This window comes from Paraburkholderia sp. UCT70, assembly GCF_050434085.1.
Taxonomy (GTDB): Bacteria; Pseudomonadota; Gammaproteobacteria; order Burkholderiales; family Burkholderiaceae; genus Paraburkholderia; species Paraburkholderia tuberum.
In genome coordinates this window covers 328,017-340,083 of sequence record NZ_JBNPVZ010000004.1, presented here as the reverse complement: position 1 = coordinate 340,083, position 12,067 = coordinate 328,017, and the positions used below count along the sequence as shown (strand labels likewise).

The 12,067-nt window shown below is 65.6% G+C and carries 9 protein-coding genes; 4 read left to right on the top strand and 5 right to left on the bottom strand.

Translation table 11 applies throughout. The features are described 5' to 3' along the window. Nucleotides 1-56: 56 nt before the first annotated feature. Nucleotides 57-632, bottom strand: coding sequence for a DUF4142 domain-containing protein (locus OKW41_RS27220; RefSeq protein ID WP_187619728.1), 576 nt, complete (start codon nucleotides 630-632; stop codon nucleotides 57-59). 346 nt (nucleotides 633-978) lie between these two features. On the opposite strand from OKW41_RS27220, the gene OKW41_RS27215 reads away from it, so the two are divergent. Further along, the gene (locus tag OKW41_RS27215) at nucleotides 979-1,971 is read left to right on the top strand and encodes a chemotaxis protein (protein ID WP_429574541.1); all 993 of its coding nucleotides are present in this window, start codon (nucleotides 979-981) and stop codon (nucleotides 1,969-1,971) included. 37 nt (nucleotides 1,972-2,008) lie between these two features. On the opposite strand, the gene OKW41_RS27210 is transcribed toward OKW41_RS27215, so the two are convergent. From OKW41_RS27210 to OKW41_RS27195, 4 genes are all read right to left on the bottom strand, one after another. Further along, nucleotides 2,009-3,094, bottom strand: coding sequence for an asparaginase (locus tag OKW41_RS27210; protein ID WP_429574540.1), 1,086 nt, complete (start codon nucleotides 3,092-3,094; stop codon nucleotides 2,009-2,011). A gap of 56 nt (nucleotides 3,095-3,150) precedes the next feature. Further along, nucleotides 3,151-4,413 carry an MFS transporter gene (locus OKW41_RS27205; protein WP_429574539.1) on the bottom strand — a complete coding sequence of 421 codons (1,263 nt, stop codon included), beginning with the start codon at nucleotides 4,411-4,413 and terminating at the stop codon, nucleotides 3,151-3,153. A 276-nt stretch (nucleotides 4,414-4,689) separates the two neighbouring features. Then, nucleotides 4,690-5,886: a phytanoyl-CoA dioxygenase family protein gene (locus OKW41_RS27200; RefSeq protein ID WP_429574538.1), complete on the bottom strand. Its 1,197-nt coding sequence runs from the start codon at nucleotides 5,884-5,886 to the stop codon at nucleotides 4,690-4,692. A 71-nt stretch (nucleotides 5,887-5,957) separates the two neighbouring features. After that, complete coding sequence (locus tag OKW41_RS27195; RefSeq protein ID WP_429574537.1) at nucleotides 5,958-6,860, bottom strand: class I SAM-dependent methyltransferase; 903 nt, start codon at nucleotides 6,858-6,860, stop codon at nucleotides 5,958-5,960. Between the two features lie 295 nt (nucleotides 6,861-7,155). Between OKW41_RS27195 and OKW41_RS27190 the strand changes: the two genes are divergently transcribed. From OKW41_RS27190 to OKW41_RS27180, 3 genes are read left to right on the top strand one after another with little or no spacing between them, the layout of a single operon-like run. After that, entirely contained in the window at nucleotides 7,156-9,957 is a 2,802-nt protein-coding gene (locus tag OKW41_RS27190) for a monovalent cation/H+ antiporter subunit A (RefSeq protein WP_429574536.1), read from the top strand. Continuing rightward, nucleotides 9,957-10,289, top strand: coding sequence for a Na+/H+ antiporter subunit C (locus OKW41_RS27185; protein WP_429574535.1), 333 nt, complete (start codon nucleotides 9,957-9,959; stop codon nucleotides 10,287-10,289). The genes OKW41_RS27190 and OKW41_RS27185 overlap by 1 nt, the downstream gene beginning before the upstream one ends. Continuing rightward, entirely contained in the window at nucleotides 10,286-12,067 is a 1,782-nt protein-coding gene (locus OKW41_RS27180) for a monovalent cation/H+ antiporter subunit D (protein WP_429574534.1), read from the top strand. Before OKW41_RS27185 ends, OKW41_RS27180 begins: the two co-directional genes overlap by 4 nt.

Here is a 12,067-nt window from a genome sequence, read left to right as displayed (position 1 = left end):
GCCGAAAAGCCCGGGTTCGAAGTACCGCCGCCTGCCGCGTAGCGCCGTGACGCCGCTTATTGCGCGGCCACGGACAGATGCTTGCGCTTCGCGAGATCCTGCGCCATCGCATAGTGCTGCTGGATCGTCGGCAGCGCCTGTTTCGCGGCGGCCTTCAACTGCTCGTCGCGGCCCGCTGCGATTTCCGCCTGGAAAGCGGACAGCGCCTTCTGTTCACCCGCGAGCGCGACCTGCTCGATGTACACCTTGTCGAAGTCCGCGCCGCGCAGATGGTTGATGCTTGCGAGCACGGCCGCATCGGGATCGTTCTTCGGCACGTCGACACCGCGCGGACTCGCCGCGCGCAACGCGTCGGTGATCTTGGCGTCGTCGCTCGACACGCGCTCGGCGAAGGCCTTCACGTCGCGGTCGGCCGAACGCGCGGTGGCGATACGCGCGGCATCGCGCTGCGTCGCGACGGCTTGCGTGCCGTCCGCGATGAAGGTCTGGTCGGCGGCATGCAGGCGGCCCGTGTCCGTGGACGCGGCGCTCTGCGCGCTGGCCACCGAGGCGGCCGTCAGAAGACCACCGAAGCAGGCAACGGCGGCGATGCGGGCCAAAGCGACGGAAGGGACGGAAGGCAGGCGGATCATACGTTCTCCTTGAGGTGAAAGCATCTGAAAGCAAAACGACGGACACGTGTGCGCCGCGAACGAAGCGTGCGATGCAAAACGCTGCGGACTGCTTGCGAGCCCAGCGCCACACTTTTATCGCTGCCGATTCTAGAAGCCACGCCGTCGGGCAGGTGAAACGCTACTGTCGCTTCTGTAACCTTAGGTAACCCTCATATGAATGCGCACACGTTTGCCGTATTCGCGTGAATCGCGCGCGCCGCTCGACGCTGCCACGCAGTGCTGAATTTTTCGCCATCGGCGCCGATAACCAGATACAGGGACCGCTCAGCACCGCTCAGCACCGCAATTCTGGAGAACGATTCCGATGGCAGACGACCACCGTGCCAATCACGAGCGCCACACCGAACGCAGCAACCTGACGAGCTCCAACAAGTTCGAGCTGCTGCTATACCGCCTCGGCCACGTGCCGGGCAGCGACGCGCACGAGTTGTATGGGATCAACGTGTTCAAGGTGCGCGAAATCTCGACGATGCCGACCGTCACGCCGATCGCCGGATCGTCGCCTTACGTGATGGGCGCGGTCGACATTCGCGGGCAGATCATCCCCGTGATCGATCTGCCGCGGTTGATGGGCTGCGAGCCGACGCGCGGCCTGAACATCCTGCTGGTCACCGAATTCGCGCGTTCGACTCAGGCCTTCGCGGTCGAGGAAGTCGACGAGATCGTGCGACTCGAATGGAACCAGGTGCTGTCGGCCGATGGCTCGGCGGGCGGCAAGCTCGTCACGAGCATCGCGCGCATCGACGGCAATACCGGCGACTCGCGGCTCGCCCAGGTGATCGACGTCGAGCAGGTGTTGCGCGACGTGTTCCCGTCGCAGCATCCGAGCGTCGATCCGGCCTCGGTCGGCCAGGCGCTCGGCATCCGCCGCGGCGCGAAGATCCTCGCCGCCGACGACTCCGGCTTCGCGCGCAAGCTGATCGAACAGGCGCTCGCCGCGATCGGCGCTGACTACATCATGACGAAGACCGGCGAGGAAGCGTGGCAGACGCTGCAGCAGGTCGCGCGCGAAGCGCAGAAAAACGGCGCGCGCGCGAAAGACACCATCGCGCTCGTATTGACCGATCTGGAGATGCCGGAGATGGACGGCTTCATGCTGACGCGCCAGATCAAGGCCGATGAACGCACGCGCGATATTCCGGTGATCATTCACTCGTCGCTGACGGGCGCGGCCAATGAGGCGCATGTGAAGAACGCGGGCGCCAACGGCTATGTCGCGAAGTTCGCGGCGAGCGAGCTCGCCGATGCGATCCGTGATGCGCTGGGTGCCGCGCCGGCGAAGGCGGCGGCGGCTTGAGGTCTGGGGTGTCGAGCAGTGAATCGGGGCGCCGCGCTCAACGATGCGCGGCAAGCTCGATCGAGAAGTCCATCCGGCCGATCTCGACGCCCATCGTGTTGAGCCGCTGCGGCGCATGAAAGCCGTCGAGCGCCGCGCGTTGTTCAGGCGTACCGATATCGAGCACGGCGAGCAACTCGGCGGTGACCGCGTAGAGCACGGCGGGATTGCCGTCCTCGATCTTCAGCGCGATGCCTAGCGCGCCCTTCGCGCCGAGCCGCGCGGTCTGCCGCGATGCGCGTACGCCGATCGCATAGCTGCCGTCCGCGCCGACCTTGCCGACCAGCGCGCCATCGAAAGCCTGCATCAGCAGCGTACAGAAGCGCCCCTCCCCGCCGACCAGTTCCGGGTACGACGTCATCGCGCGATAGATGCGCGCGAGCGCGGCCGCACGCGGCGTCGTCGCGGCGGCTTCGGTTTCCTGTTGATCCTGCGCCGCCGCGAGCTTCGCGAACAGACGTGCGAGCCGGTCGAGCGCAAACGCCGGCGTCGGCAGATTGCAGCCGTCGATCGCCCATTGCACGCCCTCGTCGGGCAGATCGCAGACGCTCGCGACCGTCTGCTTCACGCGCACCTGCAACGGATGCCCGGGCAGTTCATAGCCGGCGAGCGCCGCGCCGATCGAACGCGCGCCGGCCAGCATGCCCGCGTGCTTGCCCGAACAGTTGCTGCACACGCCGGTGGGCGCAAAGCCGCGCCGGATCCACTCGACGTACACCGCATCCGATAACGGCGGATGGCCGCCGCAACGCAGGTCGGCCTCGCTCGCCTGTGCTTTTGCGAGCATGCCGCGCGTGCGTTCGATATGACGCGGCTCGCTGCTGTGCGATGCGCACATCAGCGCGAGATCGGCTTCGTCGAAACCGCAACGCTCGAGCGCGCCGGTTTCGAGCACCGCGAGCGCCTGGGCCGGCTTCGCGGCGGAGCGCGCGAGCGTCATGCGCGCGGCGTCGCCGAACGAATACAGCAGACGACCGTCCGCATCGACGACCGCGACGTGCGCGAGATGCGTGTTCTCGACGGATTCACCACGATAGATCGTCGCCGCGACCGGCGCGGCGGGGTGCAGTTCGGACTGCCTCATGCGGTTCGTCTCCTCATCGTGTCATGGATCGGGTGATGGTGCCCAGGCCCTGGCAATCAGGCGCTCGCCGCGAGCGCCTCTTCGCGCTCGAGCGTGCGCGTGTACCGCAGTTCGGGAAAGAACCGCATCCACAACAGCGCGATCGCAATCGTCGCGGCTCCGCCGACCAGCACCGCCGGCTGCGCGCCCCACCATCCCGCGGTCAGGCCCGATTCGAACTCGCCCAATTGATTCGACGTCCCGATGAACAACGAATTGACCGCGCTGACGCGGCCGAGCATTTCATCGGGCGTGCGCAATTGCACGAGCGACAGCCGCACCACCACGCTGATCGTGTCCGACGCGCCGAGCACCATCAGCGCGAACAACGACACGAGGAACTGATGCGACAGCCCGAACACGATCGTCGCGATGCCGAACGCGATCACGCCGCCGAACATCGCCGCGCCTGGCCGGTTGCGCAATGGAAAATGCGCGAGCCAGATCGTGCTCGCGAGCGCGCCGATCGCCGTGCCCGAGCGCAACAGGCCGAGACCGAGCGGGCCCGCGTGCAGCACGTCGCGCGCGAAGATCGGCAGCAACGCGGTCGCGCCGCCGAACAGTACCGCGAACAGATCGAGCGACAGCGCGCCGAGAATCACCGGCTCGCGACGAATGAACGCGATGCCCGAAAAGATCGATTCGAGCGTGACGGGCGCGCGGCTCGCCGGCTTCATCTGCAACGGAATGCTCCACACCGACGCGGCCGCCGCCGCGAACGTCAGCGTGCACGCGAGATACGCGGCACCGGGACCGATGCCGTACAGCAGACCACCGAGCGCGGGCCCGGCGATCTGCGCGGTCTGATTGGCGGACGTCGCCCACGCGGTCGCCTTCGGCAGATAGCCGCGCGGCACCACGGCCGGCAGCAGCGACGCCACGGCCGGCGATTCGAACGCGCGCGACGCGCCGACGCAGGCGGCCAGCACGTAGATGACCGGCGCGCTGATCCAGCCGCCGAAGGTGCCGATCGCGAACAGCAATGCAGCAACACTTTCGAGGCTCTGGCAGACGGCGGCGATGCGGCGGCGATCGTAACGATCGGCGACATGGCCGACGACGAGCGTCAGCAGGAACATCGGCAGAAACTGCGCGAGACCGACGAGGCCAAGTGCGAACGCGCTATGCGTGAGCGCGTAGACATGCCAGCCCATCGCGACCGCGAGCATCTGGAACGACAGCGACGACAGGATGCGGGTGCACCAGAAACGCTGGAACGGCGGGTGTTTCGGCAGGCTGAAATGCGGGGAATCGGCGGGATCGATGGAGGCTGGGGGCATCGGTTGTTGCTCGTGACGGGGCGCATCGGGGCGTGGGTTGGGCGGGCGCTAGTTTAGAGCAAGACCGGAGGACATGCACAAAGGAGGCTGGCACGGGCGGCGTGATGGCGGGCGGCCCGTGCCGGGGCGAGCGCGCTCGAACGCATGCTTTGGGCGGAGGCGGGTCGTCAACCCGGGTGACTGTGCGCGCGAGACGCGGACAAAAGGTTTCGACATGCACTGTCCGCAAACTTGCCGAAGCAGGCCGCCTTCGCCGGCTTCGGCGCCATGCATGACTCAGGGCCGCAACGGCCGGCCCTCCGCACGGCCGAAGTCGACGAAGTGCTCGACCGGGTCGACGCCCGCCGCGGCGACGTCGGGATTTGCTTCGAGGTAAAGCTTCGGATCGAAACCGTCAGGCAGTTGGGCAAGCCGCGCCTTGCGTTGAAACGATTCGGCGCTGCTCAACGGGCGACCTTCGAATCGACCGTAGTAGATGTAGTGCTGCAATGCATTGCCGCCGCTCGCGGCGACGTCCGGATTGGCCTCGAGGTACGCCTCGCCGTCGAAGTCGACGATTGGCGTCAGGCTCGACGGCATGCCGGTCAGGTCGTGATAGCACAGACAACCATCCGCGAAAAAATGGCAAACCAGTGCCTTGCGACTCACGTGCTCCGGATCGCGCATCTTGCTGCCGCCGTGCAGCAGGTTCGCATGCCACAACAGCACATCGCCCTTTTTCGGGTAGAAATGCTTTGGGCCCGATGAACGTTCAGCGATGAGCTTCTGAATCGCGGGTTCGTAGATGTCGTGATAAGCGGAATACCCGCAACCGAACGGCATGCCCAATTCAGTCGACATCAGATACGGCAGCTTGTGCGTGCCGGGGTGATAAACGAGCGGCCCGGAGTCGGGATGAATATCCTCGAAGGCGATCCAGTTCGCGATCAGATACCCGTTCGGATAGGTCGACATGTGAATCGAATCGGAATGCTCGAGTTGCTCGCTGCTCTTGTGACCGCCGATCGTCTGGAACGGCGCCGATTTCGCGCCCAGCAGCAGACTCACGATCTCGTTCATGCGCGCGTCGAACAGCATCTCGCGAACAGCCGGCACGTTGAAATGCGGATTCAGCGTTCGCCCAGGCAGCGTATCGCCTTCGAAAAGCGGCTCGTGCGGCGGCCGCAGCGTGCCGTCGGCAATCGCGTTTTCGTAGGCTTGCCACGTCGCATCGAGCTGTTCCGTCTTGAAGAAACCCTCAATGATCAGATAGCCGTCGCTCACCCATTTGCGGCACCATTCGGCCTGCTGCTCGCTGATTACGCCTTGGGACAACAGCTCGGCAACCCGCTCCAGCGCATCCGGTCGATCGAGCCAGGGAACGGGGCCCGCCGCGGGAAATTTTTCGAATTTGAAGACCTGGGTCTGACTGTCGATCGGAACGTCCGCGACGACGGGCTTATCGAAAAAGCGCTGATTCTCGAGAGTATTCATTTTCGGGGAACTTTCCGGGTTCGCGTTTTAGGGTAACTGGCTTGAACACGACGCTGGCTGCGCGGTGTCGATCACTCGAACGAGCGCCCTTCCGCACGGCCATAGCGGATGTAGTGTTCCGCGCCAGAGCTGATGTGCTTGTGCGCAACGGCTTCTGCTACGTCGGGGTTGCGCTGAAGATAGTGCGCCTCGTTGAAATGCGGAATGCGAGCAGCGTAAAGAAGAATCGACGGGCCGGCCGGATGTTGTTCGCGATCGTCCACGCCGACGATCACCGTCATACCCAGTGCGTCGAGGATCGTCATCAGGCTTTCGCGGGTCATCCAGTTGGCTTGCGGAGCAGTCCCGCCGATGAATTTTACGTTGTTGATGCTGTCGAGATAACTATGTCGGTGGAGATGGACTTCGCGTCCGCGAAACTCCGAGACGGTCGGCGTCGGATCGAAGTGCCTTTGCAGGTTCGCATTCATCCGCGCGACTTCGGCATCGTAATAGTGCGTCCAGATGCAGATCGAATCTGACGCATATGCCATATCTTCCAGTAGCGATACCGGATCGATCATGTGATAGAGCACGCCACTTGCAAGAATCAGATCGAATCGCTGATCGCGCTTTTTCAGCAATTCTCTGAAATCGCCATACATGAATTCGGCATTGAACTTCAATGCATTCTGCACGAGCAGGCATTTGAGAAAGGACTTCGAATTCGCCTCGATAGCAAGGACACGTGAAGCGCCGGCTTTGGCCATCATGAACGTATGGCCGCCTTCCATGGGTCCGAGTTCGAGCACGCTTTTTCCGGAAAAGCCGCCGCACATGATCTCGAACCAGTGGAGACGCCCATCGTCGAAATGGGGCGCCATACCTAAACCGTAGCCCGGCACATCGGACACCCATGTGCCATCGAAAAGATTGAAAGCCAAAGTGTGGCCTGGCTCTTCAGTTGCATACAGATCCAGTTCAGTTCCTTTCAATTTGGCGCCTCGATTGATCGTCAAGTTTGCCGATTATGGTGCATCAGCGCGCCGCATGTCACGCGACGGGTGTTAAATCGAACGCGCGTCCGCATCAATGGGCATGATTGGGCATCAGTCGGGCTCGCCGCCCGCTTCGCGGTGCGTATATTTATGCTTGATGTATCGATGTGAACTGCCGGGCTGTTTGCGGCTATGATTGTGCCCCGTGGGCAGCCGCCCGGCTGGCGGCACGCCGGCCCAGTCCCACCGGCCAGCCACACCGTCTAACACTCGAACTCCCGGAGGGTATCGAATGGTACTGGGGTGGCTCGTCCTACTTCCGTTCATGGCCGCGGCGCTCATTGCGCTCACGAGGCCGCGCGCCGCCGCGCTCTGCACCTGGATCGCGTTCGCGACGGCGCTGTTCGGCTGCGCGCTGCTGCTGAGCGAGCGCGTGGGCATGGGCGACCACGACGTGCTGCAATGGCGCCATGAGTGGATGCCCGACATCGGCCTCGCGCTGTCGCTGCGCCTCGATGGCCTCTCGTTCATGTTCGCGTTGCTCGTACTCGCGATCGGCCTGCTCGTCTTCATCTACGCACGCTACTACCTCGCCGGCAGCGATTCGTTGCCGCGTCTGTACCTGCTGCTACTGCTCTTCATGGGCGCGATGCTCGGCATCGTGCTGTCGAACAACCTGCTGCTGCTCGTCATCTTCTGGGAACTGACGAGCCTCGTCTCGTTCCTGCTGATCGGCTTCTGGCCATCGCGGCCCGACGCAAGGCGCGGCGCACGCATGGCGCTCACCATCACCGGCGCGGGCGGTCTCGCGCTGCTTGCGGCCGTGCTGTTGCTCGGCCACGTATGCGGCAGCTACGAGCTGAACGACGTGCTCGCCCAGCTTGACAAGGTGCAGCACGATCCGCTCTACCCGGCCATTCTGCTGCTCACGCTGTTCGCGGCGTTCACGAAGTCGGCGCAGTTTCCTTTTCACTTCTGGCTACCGCACGCGATGTCGGCGCCCACACCCGTGTCGGCCTATCTGCATTCGGCGACGATGGTGAAGGCCGGCGTGTTCCTGCTCGCGCGTCTCTATCCGGTCTTCGAAGGTACCCACCTATGGGCTTACACAGCGACAGTAGCCGGGCTCATCACGCTGGTGGGCGGCGCGGGGATGGCGTTGTTGCAGCGCGATCTGAAGGGCCTGCTCGCCTATTCGACCATCAGCCATCTCGGCCTGATCGTGCTGCTGTTCGGCCTCGACACGCAGCTCTCGACTGTCGCCGCGCTCTTTCACACGGTCAACCACGCGGTATTCAAGGCGTCGCTCTTCATGGCGGCGGGCATCGTCGATCACGAAACCGGCACGCGCGATCTGGGCCGTCTGCGCGGCCTGCGCAGGTACATGCCGCATACGGCCGTGCTCGCGAGCGTCGCGTCGCTGTCGATGGCCGGCGTGCCGCTGCTCAACGGCTTTCTCTCGAAGGAAATGTTCTTCGGCGAAACACTCGCGCAAAGCATGTTCGGGCCGCTGAACCTCGCCGTGCCGGTCATCGCGATCGTGGCGGCGGCGCTCTCCGTGGCGTACTCGCTACGTTTCGTCTGGGGCGTGTTTTTCGACGGCGAGACGCCGCGCGATCTGCCGCACTATCCGCCGCACGAGGCGCCGCGCTTCATGAGGCTGCCGGTCGAGATTCTCGTGGCGCTGTGCCTGCTGATCGGCCTGTTCCCGCAGCAAAGCATCGGCAGGCTGCTCGAGTCGGCCGCGTGGGTCACGCTCGGCGGCAAGCTGCCCGACTACAGCCTTAGCCTGTGGCACGGCGTCAATACGCCGCTCGTGATGAGCGCGGTGTCGTTCGCGGCGGGCGCGGCGCTCTTTTTCCTGCGCCGCAATGCGTTCCGCCACCATCGCACGGCGCTCACCGAGTTGAACGCGAGCGAAATCTTCGACCGCTTCGTGCAGCGTCTCGAGCAGAGCGCCGGCGTGATCGTGCGCTTGTTCGAGACGCGCTCGCTGCCGGCCTACCTCGCATGGATGATCGCGGCGATGCTGATCGTGCCGGGCGTGCCGCTCCTCGCGCTCGACACCTGGAGCGGCAGCCACACGCGCCTGCCGCCCGATCCGTTCACGCTAAGCGGCCTCGTGCTGATGGCGTTGCTCGCCGTCGGCGTGGTGCTCGTGCGTGCGCGCACCCTTTACGCGCTCGTGATGCTGAGCACCTGCGGCCTGCTCGTGTCGCTCGCCTTCGTGCGCTTCTCCGCGCCCGATCTCGCGCTCACGCAGATCTCCGTCGAACTGGTCACGATCCTGCTGCTAGTGCTGGCCGTCTATTTCCTGCCCGCGCTGCAACGCGCCGTCGAGCCGCTCCCCGTCCGGCTGCGCAACGGCGTGCTTGCGCTCGCGGGCGGCGCTCTGCTCGGCGCCGTGTCGTACAGGATCATGACGAGCGCGCCGCTGCCAGGCATCGCTCCGTACTTCCTCGCCAATGCGCTGCCCGGCAGCGGCGGCCACAACGTCGTCAACGTGATCCTCGTGGATTTCCGCGGCTTCGATACGATGGTCGAAATCAGCGTGCTCGTGGTCGCGGGGCTCGCCGTCAAGGCGCTGCTGCGCGGGCTGCGCCTGAAGTCGCCCGATGCGGGGCCGGATGGGCGGCCATGGTCGTCGCAATCGCATCCGCTGATGCTCGCGATCCTCGCGCGGCTGATGCTGCCGCTCACCGTGCTCGTCGCCGTGTTCGTGTTTCTGCGCGGCCACAACCTGCCCGGCGGCGGCTTCATCGCGTCGCTGATCCTCTCGATCGCGTTGTTGCTGCAGTACGTCGCGAGCGGGGTGCTGTGGACCGAGTCGCGCATCCACCTCAACTACCGCGCGCTCGCGGGCTTCGGCATTCTGATCGCCGCAGCCACGGGGCTCGGCAGTCTCGCGTTCGGCCAGCCGTTTTTGACCAGTGCGTTCGGGCACCTGCACGTGCCGCTGATCGGAGAGATCGAACTGTCCACGGCGATGCTGTTCGATCTCGGCGTAACGGGCGCGGTGGTCGGCACGACGCTCACGATCGTCTCGCACCTCGGCGTACGCGACAAGGACATGCAGTCCGTGGAGAAAAGCTGATGGAAGCCGCCTTTGCCATCGCGATCGGCGTGCTTTGCGCGTGCGGCATCTACCTGCTGCTGTGCGCGCGCGTGTTGCCGGTGATTCTCGGCATCACGCTGTTCTCGTATGCGATCAACCTGTTCCTGCTCGGCATGGGCCGGCTTGCGATCGGCAAACCAGCGGTCATCGCGGCGGGGGCGCAATACGTCGATCCGGTGCCGCAAGCGCTCGTGCTGACGGCCATCGTGATCGGCTTCGCAATGACGGCCTTCACCGTGGTGCTCGCGCTGCGCTCGTTTTCGATCACGGGCAACGATCGCGTCAATGGCGAGGAGGCGCACGGCGAATGAACCACGTCCTCCTGCTCCCGATCCTGATTCCGCTCTTTTCCGCGGGCGTCATCGTCGCGCTGCCGCTGCGCGCGAAACGCCTGCAACGCGCGCTGAACGCGCTCGCCATCATCGCGCTGCTGCCCGTCGCGTGCCTGCTGATGGCGCGCGCCGCGCAAGGCGAGATCGCCAGCTACGCGCTCGGCGCATGGCCCGCGCCGTTCGGCATCGTGCTGGAACTCGACCGGCTCGGCGCGCTGATGCTGGTGCTCACCGCCGTGCTGGCGGTCTGCTGCCTGCTCGGCACCTCGAGCGAGGACGCGAGGCGCGGCCGCTATTTCCGTGCGCTGTTCCAGTTCGAGCTGATGGGCCTGAACGGCGCCTTCCTCGCGGGCGATCTCTTCAACCTGTTCGTGTTCTTCGAACTGCTGCTGATCGCGTCGTACGCGCTGCTGCTGCATGGTGGCGGCGCGCGACGGGTACGCAACGGGCTGCACTATCTGTTGATGAACCTCGTCGGTTCGTCGTTCTTTCTGGTCGCGATCGGCGTGCTCTACGGCGTCACGGGCACGCTCAACATGGCCGACATGGGCGAACGTCTGGCGCGTCTCGGGCCGGAGTCGCTGCCGCTCGCGCAGTTCGCGGGCGCGACGCTGATGCTCGTGTTCGGCCTCAAGGCCGCCGTGTTTCCGATGTCGTTCTGGTTGCCGCAGGCCTACCGCAGCGCCATCGGCCCGGTGGCCGCGCTGTTCGCGATCATGACCAAGGTCGGCATCTATGCGATGCTGCGCTGCGACGCGCTCGTGTTCGGCGCGGCGGGCGGCGTGCTCGATGCGTTCATGCATCAGTGGGCGTGGTGGCTCGCGATCGCGACGATCGTGTTCGGCGCGCTGGGCGCGTTGGCGGTGTCGAGTCTCAAGACCACGACGGGCTATCTCGTGCTGGTTTCGGTGGGTCTGCTGATCGCGGCGATCGCACTACAGACGCCGCTTGCATGGAGCGCGCTGCTCTACTACCTGATCAGCACGACGCTCTGCACAGGCGCGCTGTTCCTGCTCGCCGACACGCTCGAACCCGAGCAAGCCCCGACACCGCACGCCGCCCACGCCGCCGTTTCCGCCGATGCCAATTCGATCGAGCCCGGCTCGCTCGAAGCGCTCGACGACGCGGCCGCGGCGGCCATCTCGCCCGACCCGGACGGCGAAGCGGTGGCGACGCTGGCGCTGGTGCAGCCGCTGCAGGTCGAGACGGCCGGCGCGCTCGCCGTGCTGGTCGGGGAACCGGCTCACACCGAAGCCGAAGCTACGGTCGAAGCGGTCCCGCGCACGCACGCACCGTGGCTGTCGAACCTCGCCGCGCTGCTCTATCTGATCGCCGCGGTGGGCGCCGCGGGCCTGCCGCCGCTGTCCGGGTTCCTCGGCAAGGCGATGGTGCTGGCCGCCACGCCGCTCGGCGCGGCAGTCGTGCTGTGGCCGGCGGTACTGCTGTCGAGCCTGCTCTCGATCGTCGCGCTGAGCCGCACGGGCACGCGCCTGATGTGGGCCGCGCCGGCCGCGCGCGCCGCCGCCGGCAAAGCGGAGCGCGCACCGCGTGGCAGTAATGCGAAGCTCGCCGCCTGCGCGGTCCTGCTCGGCTGTGTCGTGGCCATCACGCTCGGCGCGGGCGCGGTGCGGCACTATCTCACCGATACGGCGACACAGCTATTCGATCGCGCCGCCTACGTGCACGCGATCCTGCCCGCGGCGCGCTCCTCGCCACCAGCGGCCGCCGCGACCACGGCCGACGCACAGGGGAACTGA

Coding starts and splice junctions, on each gene's coding strand:
- OKW41_RS27210 (WP_429574540.1), bottom strand. CDS start 3,094: ATGAGGCAGTCCGAACTGCACCCCGCCGCGCCGGTCGCGGCGACGATC.
- OKW41_RS27190 (WP_429574536.1), top strand. CDS start 7,156: ATGGTACTGGGGTGGCTCGTCCTACTTCCGTTCATGGCCGCGGCGCTC.
- OKW41_RS27200 (WP_429574538.1), bottom strand. CDS start 5,886: ATGAATACTCTCGAGAATCAGCGCTTTTTCGATAAGCCCGTCGTCGCG.
- OKW41_RS27215 (WP_429574541.1), top strand. CDS start 979: ATGGCAGACGACCACCGTGCCAATCACGAGCGCCACACCGAACGCAGC.
- OKW41_RS27220 (WP_187619728.1), bottom strand. CDS start 632: ATGATCCGCCTGCCTTCCGTCCCTTCCGTCGCTTTGGCCCGCATCGCC.
- OKW41_RS27205 (WP_429574539.1), bottom strand. CDS start 4,413: ATGCCCCCAGCCTCCATCGATCCCGCCGATTCCCCGCATTTCAGCCTG.
- OKW41_RS27180 (WP_429574534.1), top strand. CDS start 10,286: ATGAACCACGTCCTCCTGCTCCCGATCCTGATTCCGCTCTTTTCCGCG.
- OKW41_RS27185 (WP_429574535.1), top strand. CDS start 9,957: ATGGAAGCCGCCTTTGCCATCGCGATCGGCGTGCTTTGCGCGTGCGGC.